We start from the raw sequence: 13,705 nt of genomic DNA on the forward strand, positions 1-13,705 counted from the left end.
TTGTTCGAAGTCGCCGAACGCGTCCGGGTGCGTGCCGAGCTGATCGCCGCGGCCCGCCAGGACGTGGACATCACAGGTGCCGCTCTGGTCGGATCGGCCGCTCGCGGTGCCGAGGACCGCTGGTCAGACATCGATCTCGTGCTTCAGCTCGCGGAGGACGCGGACGAGTCCGCAATCGTCGCACGCTGGACTCGGTCGCTCGACGAGAAGTTCGGCGTCGCCGACACCCTCGACGTGACCTCGCGCGAGGGAGTTCGCTATCGGGTCTTCCTCCTCGGCTCCTCGCTCCAGGTCGACTTGTCGTTCTGGCCCCACGATCTGTTCCGGGCCACCGAGGACGGCTTTCAGCTCGTGTTCGGCCAGGCCAACGAGCCGGCCAGCGCCGCGGAACCGGACAGCGCGCAGGTGATCGGCATGGCCTGGCTGTACGCGGTGCACGCCCGCTCGGCCATCGCCCGCGGCCGGACCTGGCAGGCCCTCCTGATGCTCGACGACCTTCGCGACCAGATCATCGCCCTGGAATGCCTGCGGCACGGCTTGAATCCTGGGCACGGGCGCGAAGTCGACCGACTGCCCGAACCAGTGCTGGCGACGCTGCGAGACGGCCGGGCGGCGTCGGTCAGCTTGACCGAACTCGAACGGTCTCGGCAGGCGCTGCTTCAGCACTACCTCGCCGCCGTCGCCCACCATGATGCGGAGCGCGCGGTCGCCCTTCGGCGGGCACTCGATCAGCGTGGCGCGGGCGGGACCACCAGTTCCTGACAGCCCGCCGCGCGCTTGCCCGCCGCGGACAGGGCTGGCGTCGCTTCCAGGCCCTTGAGGACGTCGAGCCGGGAAATCTGGTCGATAGCCGATTTGGCGTCGTCCAGCGCCGCTTTCACCGCTTCGGGACCCTCGGCCGCGTCGAGTTTGCCGCGCACCTGGTCAGTCTGGTGCCGCACCGAAGCGAACTGGTCGAGCAAAGCCGTGCGCGCCGGTTCGCCACCGGGCAGCGGCGCTGGGCCGACCTGGTGCAGCCCGGACACGGTCCGGTCGATGCCGGTGGCGACCGACGCCAGCAGATCGCTCGACGTGCGAGCGGCCTGCGCTGACGAACTCGGATCGATCGAGGGCAGATTCGCCAGCGCACGAACCAGATGCGTGACCGCGCCGCAGTACCCGTCGGCCCATTTCGCGGCCGGATCGGATGGGCCCGCCGCCTCCGCGTGCCCGCCGGACACGACCTGCTCGCTCGGCGGCGGCGGTTGCCCGCAGCCCGTGAGCCCAAGGCCGATTCCTGTTGCCAGCGCGGCTAAACCGGTCCACCGCGGCCGCACCCGCACCACTCCTGTCCATCGAAATCCGTGTCCTCCGCACGGTACCGACCCGCCAGTAGACCGCAACTCGCCCCGGGTCGTGGACGCGAACGGGCCCGGCACGCACAAGGCGTACCGGGCCCGAATGGAGCAACGCGTCAGGCTTTCGCCTCCGCCGGAGTCTCCGCCATGACGCTGCCGCGCCGCTTGGACACGACGATCGCCGCCACGATCACCGCGACCGCGACGACCGCGATCACGATCCGCCACGTGGTGTCCGCGCCGCCGCCGAGCGTCAGCGTGACCACCGCGGGCGCGATCAGCACCGAGACCAGGTTCATGACCTTGATCAGCGGGTTGATCGCGGGACCGGCGGTGTCCTTGAACGGGTCGCCGACGGTGTCGCCGATGATCGTCGCCTCGTGCGCGTCGGAACCCTTGCCGCCGTGGTTGCCGTCCTCGACGAGCTTCTTCGCGTTGTCCCAGGCACCACCGGAGTTGGCGAGGAAGATCGCCATCAGCGTGCCGGTCGCGATCGCACCCGCCAGGTACCCGGCGAGCGCACCGGTGCCGAGACCGAACCCGACCGCGATCGGCGCGAAAACGGCCAGCAGACCCGGCGTCGCCAGCTCCCGCAGCGAATCGCGGGTGACGATGTCGACGACCCGGCCGTACTCGGGCCGCGTAGTGCCCTCCATGATCCCGGGGATGTCGCGGAACTGGCGGCGCACCTCGTACACCACCGCGCCGGCGGCACGCGAAACCGCGTTGACCGCGAGACCGGAGAAGAGGAACACAACCGCCGCGCCGACGATCACGCCGACCAGCGTGTTCGGGCTGACCACCTGGTTGACGAACGAGTTCACCGCAGTGACCGCGCCCTCGCCGCGTTCGGCGACGGTCTTCGCGATCGCGTCCGAATAGGACCCGAACAGCGCAGTCGCCGCCAGCACCGCGGTAGCGATCGCGATGCCCTTGGTGATGGCCTTGGTGGTGTTGCCGACCGCGTCCAGTTCGGTGAGGATCTGCGCGGCCTTCTCGTCGACGTCGCCGGACATCTCGGCGATGCCCTGCGCGTTGTCCGAGACCGGGCCGAAGGTGTCCATCGCGACGATGACGCCGACGGTGGTCAGCAGGCCGGTGCCGGCCAGCGCCACCGCGAACAGCGCGACGCCGCCGCCGAGCAGGTAAGCGCCGAACACGGCCGCGGCGATCACCAGCGCGGTGTACACGGCGGACTCGAAGCCGACCGAGATGCCGGACAGGATTACCGTCGCCGCACCGGTTTCCGATGTCTTGCCGACGTCCTGCACCGGCTTGTGCTCGGTGCCGGTGTAGTAGCCGGTGATGCGCAGGATCAGTGCGGCGAGCACGATGCCGATGATCACCGCGACCGTCGCGATCACCGCCGGGTTACCGGTGTTGTGCGCGTAGCCCTCGCCGAATTCAGCGAAGCTGTTCGGCAGGTACACGAACGCGGCGATCGCCGACAGCACCGCGGAAATAACCGCGGAGATGTAGAACGAGCGGTTGATCGTGACCAGGCCGCCCTCACCCGCGCGCGCCTTCGTGATGTAGACGCCGATCACCGCGGTGATCACGCCGATGGCGGGCACGATCAGCGGGAAGATCAGGCCGGACGCACCGAACGCGGAGCTGCCGAGAATCAGCGCGGCGACGAGCATCACCGCGTAGGACTCGAAGAGGTCCGCGGCCATGCCGGCGCAGTCGCCCACGTTGTCGCCGACGTTGTCGGCGATCGTCGCGGCGTTGCGCGGGTCGTCCTCAGGGATACCCTGCTCAACCTTGCCGACCAGGTCAGCGCCGACGTCGGCGGCCTTGGTGAAGATGCCGCCGCCGACACGCATGAACATGGCGATCAGAGCCGCGCCGAAACCGAAGCCCTCCAACACCTTCGGCGCCTGACCGGTGTAGACGAGCACCACGATCGCCGCGCCCAGAAGGCCGAGCCCGACGGTGATCATGCCGACCACGCCGCCGGTGCGGAACGCCACGCGCATCGCCTTCTCACGGCCGCCCTCCTCGCGCGACGCGGCGGCCACGCGCAGGTTCGCCTGCGTGGCCAGCCACATGCCGAGGTAGCCGATGGCGAACGAGAACGCCGCCCCGATAAGGAAGAAGATCGACCGGCCGATCCTCTCGTTCCAGTCGTCCGCGGGGAGCGCGAACAGGAGCAGGAACACGATCACGCCGAAGATGCCGAGGGTGTTGCGCTGCCGCTTCAGGTATGCGGCCGCACCTTCTTGCACTGCCTTCGCGATGTCCTGCATCTTGGCGGTGCCCTGGCCCGCGGCCAGCACCTCCTTGAGCAGCACGTAACCGATGGCCAGTGCGACAAGGGCGACCACGGCGACCACACCGACGATGGTGTAGCCACCCCCGGAGAGCGTGATACCGCCCTCCGCGAGGAACTGCCGGGACATTCGTCCTCCTGGGAACGCCGTTTGGCCAGCGCGGGCCCGTCGTACCCGGCGCGCCTGCACTGGCGTGGATCTGTGCCGAAGGACACGCTAGCCGTGCAAGCAATGCACGTCTCGCATGACGCTCGCCACAGTGGGTGTGGATCGAGGGAGTGTATTGGTAGTGATCTGCGCGTCCGCAATGCGTCCCGGCGACAGTACGTTCGGTGACCTTGTGTGATTGGTCACTGGATCGATCTCGGCCAGGTTTTGTCGGTGCCCTGTGCGAAGCTTCGGCACGTGGTGGGAGAGCGAGGACGGAGGCTGCTGGACCGGGTCACGGCAGGGATCCCGGCGCACGAGAATCCGGTGACGCACGTGTCCCGGCTGCCGGAACGCGCGGCCCGGCACGAGCCGTGGCCGGAGTGGGCGGAGCCGTCGGTGGTGGCCGCGTTCGGTGCGGCCGGAGTCGAAAAACCGTGGCGGCACCAGGTCGATGCGGCTTCGCTGGCGCACGCGGGCACGCACGTCGTGGTGTCCACCGGCACCGCGTCGGGGAAGTCGCTGGCGTATCAGCTGCCGGTGCTCAGCGCATTGGCCACGGACCCGCGGGCGACCGCGCTCTACCTCTCTCCGACGAAGGCACTCGGCGCTGATCAGCTGCGCGCGGTGTCCTCTTTGGACGTCACAGGCGTGCGCGCGGCGGCGTTCGACGGAGACACTCCGATGACAGAGCGCGACTGGGTCCGCGCGCACGCGAACTGGGTGTTCAGCAATCCCGACATGCTGCACCGCGGCATCCTTTCGACGCACTCTCGATGGACGCAGTTCTTCCGCCGGTTGCGATACGTCGTGGTCGATGAATGCCACAGCTATCGCGGCGTCTTCGGCTCGCACGTCGCGCTGTTGCTGCGCCGCCTGCGCCGGGTGGCGGAGCACTACGGAGCCTCCCCGGTGTTCGTGCTGGCTTCGGCGACTACTGCTTCGCCAGCTTCCTTCGCCACCCGGCTCACCGGCGTGCAGTGCTCCGCGGTCACCGACGACGCGTCGCCCCGCGGAGCACGGACGGTCGCTCTGTGGGAGCCGCCGTTGCTCGACGAACTGACTGGCGAGAACGGCGCGCCCGTCCGCCGCCCGGCTGGCGTCGAGACCGCGCGGATTCTCACCGAACTGGTCGTCGAAGGCGCTAGATCGCTGGCTTTCGTCCGCTCCCGCCGCGGTGCGGAGCTGACCGCGCTGGGAGCACGCCGCCTTCTGTCCGAAGTGGACTCCCGGTTGACGGATACCGTTGCCGCGTACCGGTCCGGCTATCTCCCTGAAGAGCGTCGTGCTCTGGAGCAAGCCCTGCTTTCGGGTCGGCTGCTGGGCGTCGCGACCACGAACGCCTTGGAGCTGGGCGTCGACATCGCTGGCCTGGACGCCGTGGTGCTGGCTGGCTACCCCGGCACTCTCGCGTCGTTCTGGCAGCAATCCGGCCGCGCCGGGCGTTCGGGCGATGAGGCGCTCGTGGTGTTCGTCGCTCGGGACGATCCGCTCGACACCTACCTGGTGCACCACCCGGCCGCTTTGCTGGAGCGCCCGGTGGAAACCGCGGTCCTGGACCCGACGAACCCGTACGTGCTGGGCCCGCAGCTCGCGTGCGCGGTCGCGGAGCTGCCGCTCACCGAACCGGAGTTGGAAACCTTCGGCGGCGAGGCGGCCCGCGCGGTACTGGCGGATCTGGCCGAGGAGAAGCTGCTGCGCCGACGTTCGAGCGGCTGGTACTGGACTTCGCGCGACCGCCCGCACGGAGAGGTCGGCATCCGCGGCTCAGGCGGCGACCAGATCGCGGTGGTGGAAGCCGACTCCGGCCGAATGCTGGGCACCGTCGACCCCGGATCGGCTTGCTACTCCGTCCATCCCGGCGCGGTGTATCTGCATCAGGGGTCGTCGTATGTCGTCGATGAGCTGGATCTGGAGACAGGTCTGGCGCTGGTGCACGCGGAGGACCCGGACTGGACGACTTCGCCGCGCGAGATCGTGGACATCTCGGTGCTGTCGACAGAAGAACAATGCCGCCACGGCGGGGTGACAGTGTGCCTTGGCGAGGTCGCAGTGACATCGCAGGTGGTGGGGTATCTACGGAGGCGGCCGTCGGGGGAAGTGCTGGACCATACGCCGCTTGACCTGCCGGAACAGAGCCTGCACACGAGAGCGGTTTGGTACACGGTTTCGGGTGGGCTGCTGGAATCTCCGGCTGGCGGTGGCGCCGGCGAAACCGCTGCCGGGTCGGCGAACAACGAGGCTGTCGACGGGGCGAGCCGTGCTGAGACCACGTCGCCAGCCACGGCGGAGAAGGACGGGACCGCTGCGGGATCGGTAGCGAGCCACGGGGTTGGCGGGCAGACGGGGTCCGAGGGCGCGTCCCCAGCTGCCGGGAATCCCGGCCGAATGGGCGCGGTGTCGGCGAGCGGCCAGACGGCGGGGGCCGGGAGTGCATCGCCAGCCGCCGGGGGAATCGGCGGGACCGCTGCGGGGGCGGCGGACCGTCGTGCGGCCGGAGAACCGGTGGGGACCGGGGGTGCATCGCGAACCGCTGGGGACATCGACGAAGCCGCTGCGGGGTCAGCAACCCGCCGTGTGGCGGGAGAACCGGCGGGGACCGAGAGTGCATCGCCAGCCGCCGGGGGAATCGGCGGGACCGCTGCGGGGGCGGCGGACCGTCGTGCGGCTGGAGAGCCGGTGGGGACCGGGGGTGCCTCGTCGGCTGTCGGGGTAACCGGCGAAGTTTCGGGCGATCCGGCGGCTGGGCGGGGGCCCGGTGCCGGGGTCGAGATCGGTGTTGCGGTGGGACCGGTGGGGACCGGGGGTGCTGGCAGAGCACCGGGGGGCGCCGGTTTGCTTCCGGCGCGCGTCCCCGGTGCCCTGCATGCCGCCGAGCACGCGGCGATCGGCCTGCTACCGCTGTTCGCTACGTGCGACCGCTGGGACATCGGCGGGGTGTCTACCGCGTGGCACGAGGACACCGGGGAGGCGACGGTGTTCGTGCACGATGGGCATCCCGGGGGTGCGGGGTTTGCCGACCGCGGTTATGCCGCGATTGTCCCGTGGCTGGCCGCTACGCGGGAGGCGATCGTCTCCTGCGAGTGCCCGACGGGCTGCCCGTCCTGCGTCCAGTCGCCGAAGTGCGGGAACGGCAACGATCCGCTGGACAAGGCAGGGGCGGTGGCCGTACTGGGAGCCGTGCTCGGGGCGTTGCGTCAGCACGGGGAACAGTGCGGCCACGATGGAACGTGAAGACTTTTTCGATTGTCGCGTGCTACCTGCCGGGATGGAACCGGAAATCAGGCGGCGGTGCTCTCGACCAGCATCGAGGCGTGCTCGTCGGCGAGGGCGCGAACCAGCACGTCCTGCACCTCGGCGGCGGGCGGCAGCTGCCAGCCGCACACCTCGGGCTTCACGCGCCAGTGCACGACACCGTGCTGGAACGGCGACGGCGGCAGCGGGATGTAGCTGTCCTTGCCGTGCCATTGCAGGGAAATCTGCTCGGCGAGTTCGGCGGGAAGGTGCTCGGAGGGCAAGGTGAGGAACAGCCACCGGCCGTTCGGCATGGCGACGATCGGGGCCGGGTGCCCGATGGCGCGCAGCAGTCGTGCGGCGCGCTTGCCCAGTTCCTGGTCCACCTCGACCGCGTCGAGCACGGTGCCGGTCGCCACCAGCAGGCTGTGCGTGCGGTCGCTGAACCAGCTGGCGACCTCGTGGGCGTGCGAACCGACCAGCTCACGCCAGTCGTCGCGCACCGGCACCGGCCGGCGCCAGGTCAGGTCGTCCCCCTCCGCGGTGATCGGCTCCGGGGTCGCCCCCGGAAGCACCGGCCAGCCGCGCCAGGCGAGGCCGATCGCCTCCGCACGCAGTTCGATGCGGAAGGCGTTCCGCCAGCTGTCCGGCCAATTCGCGTCCAACATTGCTTTCCTGCCTTCGAGGTCCGGTTTTCGCGCCGTCCGGGTCGGGGCCGTGGTGGCGCACGTCTCACTAAACGGCAAGTTGCACATTGCGGGGAAGACTCCGCGCGACAACCGGCCGTTACCGATCGATGAACGCCCAGTAGCCCACTGTCCGGCCGATAACAAGGAGCCGATCACCGGCCGCTGACCCCGCCGTCCCGCCCGCGAGAACGGGGCTACCACGGGATTCGACACTTTCCCGCCTTTTCGCACACGCACTGAGGCATGCCCTTGGACCACCCGTTGACCTGGGGAATTGACCGTTCGGCGTGCGTCAGCGACCGCTGCTCGTGTTCTTCGCCACTCGTCGCCGATGCCGGAAAGATCCGGACGCACCGTGGGTTCCGGGGACTGGTCACCGGTCCGGCTCGTCGCCGATGAACGGTTCCGGCTGGTGGCCCGGAACGCCGCTGAGGGCGGCCCATGGTGTCTGGACGAGCGGGGTGTGTGGAGGCGGTCGGCAGGTTGCAACTCCCTTCGGTTGGATCGGGCGACGCCGGTCTCCGCGACAAACCGCGCGCTGGACTGCGGCGGGTGAACCGGCGGCCTAGGCCCGGGCAGATCTGCCTAGCTCAGGCGGTCCCGTGCCCGAGGGGCAGCTCAAGCGGTCCCGTGCCCGACGGGCAGCTCAAGCGGTCCCGTGCCCGACGGGCAGCTCGGCCGGTCGGTCCCGTGCACGAGGCGCAGCTCGGGCGGTCCCGTGCCCGAGGGGCAGCTCAGGCGGTCGCAGGGGAACACCGATGGCGGGCGCAAGGAGTCAGCAGTCCGTCGCGGAGCCGCAGCGACCCGCCCGGACACCGCTCCACCTGAGACACGGCTACCGGACGCGCGGGTAGTCAGCGGCCGACTGCGGAGCACGGCTACTGGATCGGGCCCTGCCTCTCAACACCACCAACGGGCCAGCACCGGTGTCCACGCAAGCGGCCGGTCGCGGAGCACGGCTACCGGACTGGTCCGCGCGTCGCCGCCGTTGAACGCGGCTGCCGAGGCCAGCGTCGGTCGAGGCGTTCCGGTCAGAGAGGCAGGTCGACTGGACCGGCGCGGGATTTTGCGGTGGGGGCCGGCAGGCCGGGGATCGGGGTGGTCGTGGCGCGGACCTCGACAAAGGCGTCGCGGTTGTGCCAGCGGCAACTGGTCAGCACTGCGCGTTCGTGGTCGGCGACCTCCTTGGCTCGGGCGCAGGCGATGGTCGGTCCGGCGGCGGCGTGGGCTGCTGCGGCCAACGCGCCCAGGTCGGCGGCAGCTTCGGTGCGGTGGCGGGCGGTGATGGCCGCGGCTAACCACCACACCAGGACTGTCACGGAGATCAGGGTTGCGGCAGCCAGGGCCGTCCAGATCGTGGCTACGCCGGCGTCGGCTGGTTGTTTCTGGGTCATGAGGCTGGGCCTGGTTCGAAGATGGCGTAGGCGGTTGCGCTCAAGTGAAGAGCGGACAGGGCGTCGGTGGTTACTTCTGCGGTGAGGCCGTCGCCGGTGCGGTGGATGGTGAGGTGTGCGCCGTGCGGGGCAATGGTTTGGACCACTGCGTCGGCGGCTCCTGGCTGCCCGGTCGCGGTCAGGCGGGCGGCTTCGCGGGCGGCGTCCAGGCAGCGGAGGTGCCCGGCGATCGCGCTGGTGCCCGCGAGCAGGATCGCCAGCACGGCGGTCAGCGCGCCCAAGGACAGGGCGGCTTCTACCGTGACGAATCCGCCGTCCCGGCGACGGCTGGCCATCAGGTGGCCACCGTCAGGGCCTTGTGCACCAGGCCGGCCAAAGTCGCGGAGACCGAGTCTCCGCTGAGCAGCACGTAGAGCGCCACGGCGAACGCTGCCGCGGCTACCGTGCCGATGGCGTATTCGGCGGTGGTGGTGCCCTCGTCTCCGGGCAAGAACCACATGGTCGGATTCCCTTTCTGTCGTGGATGGGTTCACAGCAGACCGCCGATTCGCCCGGCCAGGCCGAGCACTACCGGCAGTACGCCGAGGGCGAAGAACGCGGGCAGGAAGCACAACCCGACCGGCAGGGCCAGGGCGACTCCGGCGCGTTCGGCGCGTTCTTCGGCCTCGACGCCCAGTCCGTCGCGAATGCGGTGGGCCAGGTCGTCCGCGGTCGAGGCGAGGGCCGCCCCGGACCGCGCGGTTCGGGTGGCTGCGACCGCCAGCTCGGCGAAGTCCCGGCGGGCTCGGAGCGGGGTCCAGGCGGGAGCCGGGTCCGCGCCCAGTGCTAGCAGGTTCGCCGTTGCGCGCAGGGCGGTTTCGGTGTCCGGTGGCGCGCCGGGCGCTACGGCTTCCAAGGCGGTCGGGACTGGCATTCCGGCGCGAAGGCAGGCGGCAAGCAGGTCCAGGACTGACGCGGAACGGAGTCGTTCCGAGACGTCGCTTGGGTTTTTGGGATGGCGGGATCGGCGCAGGAGCCACCAGGAGCCTGCGCAGGCGGCCAGTCCGATGGGGATTCCGGTGAGGACGGTTGCGGATACGCCTACGACGATTGCGGCGGCGGGGTGCCAGACCTCTGGTCGCAGAGTGCGGGGTGGGCGCTTGGGCCGGGCTAGGTGCCGGGGCGGGACGGTGTTTGGCCAGAGCAGCAGCGCGGTGGCGGCGAGGGCGAGGCTCAGGGCGGTCATGGGGCCGACCTGCGGCCGGTGAGGGCTCTGGACCAGGCGGTGCCTGCCCATAGCAGGGCTGCGCTGGAGACCAGGAATGCTTGTCCGATCAGGGTTTCGGTGAGGACGGCGAGCGGGTTGGCCCCGATGAGCTGGCCCATTGCCAGGCAACCGACCGGCAGCACGGTCAGGACTATTGCGCTCATGCGTGGCCCGGCCATTTTTGCGCGCAGGCGGCGGGCGAAGGCGACTTCGGCGTCGACGTCTCGGCGGGCGGCTTCGAGGGCGTCGGCGATGGGCAGGCCGTGGCAGCGGGCCAGGTTCCAGGATTGGACGACGGCGGGGAGTGCTGGCGATTCCAGGGTTCCGTCGAGGCGGGCGGCGGTGGCGAGGTTGTGGAGCTCTCCGGCCAGTTCGGGGACCGCGTCCGCGGCTGCTTCGGCGGCGGTTACCGGGTGGGCACCGGCGCGGAGTTCGGAGACCATCGTGCGGAGGACAGTCGCGGTGCGTTCGGCGCGGGTCAGGGTTTCGGTGGTTTCCTTTCTGCTGCGCCATTCCTGACCGACGGCGAGGGTGAGCAGGGCGGTGGCTGCCGCGGCGCCGATTCCGGCCAGCGGCAGGGCGACGATGGCGGGGGCCAGCCAGAGGGCCTGGCGGGGCGGGACGGGGAGGCGGAAGCGGCGGCGGGGCGTTGGAATGAGGCGGTTGGGGGTGGCTGGCCAGCACAGGATTCCGGTGCCTGCGCAGAGGAACGACCATGCGGAGATCAACGGGGTCACCTCGATGCTGGGTCGGTTGAGTGCGGTTCTTACGGGACGCTTCGCTGCGGGGCGGAACTGCGGAACGGACTGCCGAAAGGGAAGTGCGCGTGGTCCGCGCGACAAGGTTCTGTTGTGGAGCGGAAGGAAGGTGCGCGTGGTCCGGGGTCGGCGCGAGGTCTAATGGGTGCAAACGCCGACTGGTGAGTGGCTGCGCAGGACAAACGCGCGAGCGATGGAAGCGAGCGGGGGGGCTAGGCAGGGGCGGGTTCCGGCGTTGTCAGTGCGGTGAAAAGGGAGCGACGGTTCGTCCAGTGGCCGTCGCGCCAGACGGGGTGGGGTTTTACTTCCCCGTGGTAACGCTGGAGTACGGCGACTTCCGTCAAGCGGCGGCCGGTGGCTGTTCGGCGCATGTGGAGGATTACGCGGACTGCTGCGGCTAGTTGGCTGTGCAACGCATCTCTCGGCAGACCGCCCAGGGCTGCCAAGGCCTCCAGGCGTGCTGGGGCTTCGGCAGGGGAGTTCGCGTGCAGGGTGCAGGCACCGCCTTCGTGACCGGTGTTCATGGCGTTCAACAGGGAGCACACTTCTGCTCCGCGAACCTCGCCGACGATCAGGCGGTCTGGGCGCATTCGCAGTGCCTGTCGGACCAGCTCTGGGAGTTCCACGGCACCTACGCCTTCTACGTTCGCGGGTCTGGCGACGAGGCTTACGAATTGTGGGTGGGTCGGGTGTAGTTCGCCAGCGTCCTCTACGCAGACGATTCGTTCGGTTGGAGCTACCGCGCTCAGCAAGGCGCTCAGGAGCGTTGTCTTTCCGGCACCGGTGCCGCCGGTGATCAGGAAGGCCAGGCGGTGTTTGAGGATTGCTTCGAGGATGTTCAGAGCGGTTGGGTCGATGGAGCCGTGGGCTTGGAGTGCGGCTAGGTCGTGCGTCACCGGGCGCAGCACGCGCAGGGACAGGCAGGTGCCGTTGGCGGCGATGGGCGGCAGGACGGCGTGGACGCGGATTCGGCCCTGGCGGGCGGGGAGCCAGCCGTCTACGTAGGGCTGGGCGTCGTCCAGGCGGCGGCTTGCCGCTAGGGCCAGGCGCTGCGCTAGGCGGCGGACGGCGTCCTCGTTGGGGAAACGGATGGTCGTGTGGGTGAGGCCGGCGGGGCCGTCGGTCCACACCTGGTCGGGAGCAGTGACCAGGACGTCGGTAACTGTGTCGTCCTCCAGTAATGGGGCTAGCGGGCCTGCGCCGACGAACTCGTCTCGCGCTTGGCGAACGGCGGCTAGTACTGCGTCATGGCTCAGGGCGCCGCCGGCTTCGACCCGGACTGCTTCGGCCAGGGCGATCGGGTCGGTGCCGCGGCTTTCGCCTGCCAGGCGGTGACGGACTCGTTCTACTAGGTCGGTGGTCATCTACGCGGCCTGTGCGGTCGTGAGGGGACGCAGGTTCGCCAGTACGGCACGGGCAGCGGTGGCCAACGCGCCCTTCGGGGGCAGGTCGAACTCGCCGGATTCCAAGGTGGCGGCTACTCGGCGTTCTGGGGCCACGTCAGCGATCAAGGGCGGGCCGAGCATGCCTGCGGTTTGCGAAGCCGGGACGCCGTCGATGCGGTGTCCACTTGCGACGACTGCGAAACGCCCGGTGTGCGGACGAAGGTGGGTCAGGACTTGTTTCGCCGCCATACAGGCACGGAACTCGACGGGAACGACCAGCACGACCAGATCGGCGGCTGCGGCGACGGCAAGCGTGCCCTCGTCGAAATGGCGGGGNGACCACCGCGGACAAGGCGCGAGGAGTCGGGCCGTCGCCGGAACGACCGCAGGACAGCACAGGGAGCTTGCCGCGACTGGGGAGCGAGGCGATCAGGGACGGGACGGACACTCGGCCGGACAGCCGAACTTCGGGCCATCGCAGGCCTTTCGTGTGTTCCAGGCCCAGCGGGAGATCCAATCCGCCGCCTAGCGGGTCGCAGTCGACTAATAGCGCGGAGTCGGTGCGGGCGGCTTCGACGGCGACTGCTGCGGCCAGCACAGAGGTGCCGGAACCGCCTCGGCCGCCCACGAAAGCGATTACTGGGCCTGGTGATTCGGCTGGTGCGTCGGTGACGTCGGCGAACGCGCCGGTCAGGCCCGCTTCGTCGTCGGGCAAGCTGAAGACTCGGCGGGCGCCGAGGGCGGCTGCGCGTCGCCAGGTATCCAGTCCGGGTGCGCCTTTGCAGACAAGCACGACGCTGTCGCGTGCTGGCATGGGCGAGCTGTCGATCGAAATGTCCTCATCCAGCACCACGAGCGGAGCTCGTGTCCATCGTCCGCGTGCGGCGGCTAGGTCTGGCGCGTGGTCGAACTCGCAGCCGACTACCGCGGCGACGCGGCGGATCTCTTCGAACACGGTGCCTTCGCCGGAGACGACGAGCGGTTGTGCGGTGGCCATGTGCCCTCCCCTGGGTTTCGCGGGCCGGACTCCCACGGTCGCTCGCCGCCAGGCGGCACGGCAATGCCCGTCTTTCCGTCATGTGGATAACCCGGGGGTTGTGGACAACTCGGGGTGCGAAATCGATCCAGCACCGCGGAGTGTCGGCCGGCACCGGATAATGCACGGCTCCGCACATTCGGCTGAGAAAACGATTGCTGCGAAGAAACTCCGGAAAACCAAGTGGAAAGAAGTAAATTTGCCGC

The 13,705-nt window shown here is 69.7% G+C and carries 12 protein-coding genes and 1 pseudogene; 2 read left to right on the forward strand and 11 right to left on the reverse strand.

The window, feature by feature from the left end; genetic code table 11:
* The gene (locus A4R44_RS05565) at window positions 1-762 is read left to right on the forward strand and encodes a nucleotidyltransferase domain-containing protein (protein ID WP_232791510.1); all 762 of its coding nucleotides are present in this window, start codon (window positions 1-3) and stop codon (window positions 760-762) included.
* Here A4R44_RS05565 and A4R44_RS05570 read toward each other — a convergent pair.
* Entirely contained in the window at window positions 729-1,316 is a 588-nt protein-coding gene (locus A4R44_RS05570; RefSeq protein WP_067578041.1) for a hypothetical protein, read from the reverse strand. The genes A4R44_RS05565 and A4R44_RS05570 overlap by 34 nt on opposite strands.
* A gap of 137 nt (window positions 1,317-1,453) precedes the next feature.
* Window positions 1,454-3,739, reverse strand: coding sequence for a sodium-translocating pyrophosphatase (locus tag A4R44_RS05575; RefSeq protein ID WP_067576968.1), 2,286 nt, complete (start codon window positions 3,737-3,739; stop codon window positions 1,454-1,456).
* Between the two features lie 276 nt (window positions 3,740-4,015).
* Here A4R44_RS05575 and A4R44_RS05580 point away from each other — a divergent pair, with 276 nt between their 5' ends.
* Window positions 4,016-6,991: a DEAD/DEAH box helicase gene (locus A4R44_RS05580; protein ID WP_067576970.1), complete on the forward strand. Its 2,976-nt coding sequence runs from the start codon at window positions 4,016-4,018 to the stop codon at window positions 6,989-6,991.
* Window positions 6,992-7,038: 47 nt separating this feature from the next.
* Here A4R44_RS05580 and A4R44_RS05585 read toward each other — a convergent pair whose 3' ends face one another.
* From A4R44_RS05585 to ssd, 9 genes and pseudogenes are all read right to left on the reverse strand, one after another.
* Window positions 7,039-7,659 carry a bifunctional DNA primase/polymerase gene (locus tag A4R44_RS05585; RefSeq protein ID WP_067576973.1) on the reverse strand — a complete coding sequence of 207 codons (621 nt, stop codon included), beginning with the start codon at window positions 7,657-7,659 and terminating at the stop codon, window positions 7,039-7,041.
* A gap of 1,052 nt (window positions 7,660-8,711) precedes the next feature.
* Window positions 8,712-9,074 carry an Rv3654c family TadE-like protein gene (locus A4R44_RS05590; protein WP_067576975.1) on the reverse strand — a complete coding sequence of 121 codons (363 nt, stop codon included), beginning with the start codon at window positions 9,072-9,074 and terminating at the stop codon, window positions 8,712-8,714.
* Window positions 9,071-9,409, reverse strand: a complete 339-nt coding sequence (locus tag A4R44_RS05595) for a TadE family type IV pilus minor pilin (protein WP_067576977.1) — start codon at window positions 9,407-9,409, stop codon at window positions 9,071-9,073. Before A4R44_RS05595 ends, A4R44_RS05590 begins: the two co-directional genes overlap by 4 nt.
* Entirely contained in the window at window positions 9,409-9,573 is a 165-nt protein-coding gene (locus A4R44_RS45315) for a DUF4244 domain-containing protein (protein ID WP_078561018.1), read from the reverse strand. Before A4R44_RS45315 ends, A4R44_RS05595 begins: the two co-directional genes overlap by 1 nt.
* A 30-nt stretch (window positions 9,574-9,603) precedes the next feature.
* The gene (locus A4R44_RS05600; protein ID WP_369805827.1) at window positions 9,604-10,350 is read right to left on the reverse strand and encodes a type II secretion system F family protein; all 747 of its coding nucleotides are present in this window, start codon (window positions 10,348-10,350) and stop codon (window positions 9,604-9,606) included.
* A complete protein-coding gene (locus A4R44_RS05605) occupies window positions 10,296-11,048 on the reverse strand; it encodes a type II secretion system F family protein (RefSeq protein WP_067578043.1) in 753 nt (250 codons plus the stop codon). The genes A4R44_RS05600 and A4R44_RS05605 overlap by 55 nt, the downstream gene beginning before the upstream one ends.
* Before the next feature lie 242 nt (window positions 11,049-11,290).
* Complete coding sequence (locus tag A4R44_RS45320; protein ID WP_095213204.1) at window positions 11,291-12,442, reverse strand: TadA family conjugal transfer-associated ATPase; 1,152 nt, start codon at window positions 12,440-12,442, stop codon at window positions 11,291-11,293.
* Window positions 12,443-12,745: a hypothetical protein gene (locus tag A4R44_RS52215; RefSeq protein WP_369805855.1), complete on the reverse strand. Its 303-nt coding sequence runs from the start codon at window positions 12,743-12,745 to the stop codon at window positions 12,443-12,445. It lies immediately after the preceding gene.
* A gap of 112 nt (window positions 12,746-12,857) precedes the next feature.
* Window positions 12,858-13,460, reverse strand: a pseudogene (gene ssd / locus A4R44_RS52220) (septum site-determining protein Ssd); the annotation flags it as partial.
* Between the last annotated feature and the right edge of the window lie 245 nt (window positions 13,461-13,705).

Source organism: Amycolatopsis sp. M39, assembly GCF_001651785.1.
Taxonomy (GTDB): Bacteria; Actinomycetota; Actinomycetes; order Mycobacteriales; family Pseudonocardiaceae; genus Amycolatopsis; species Amycolatopsis rubida.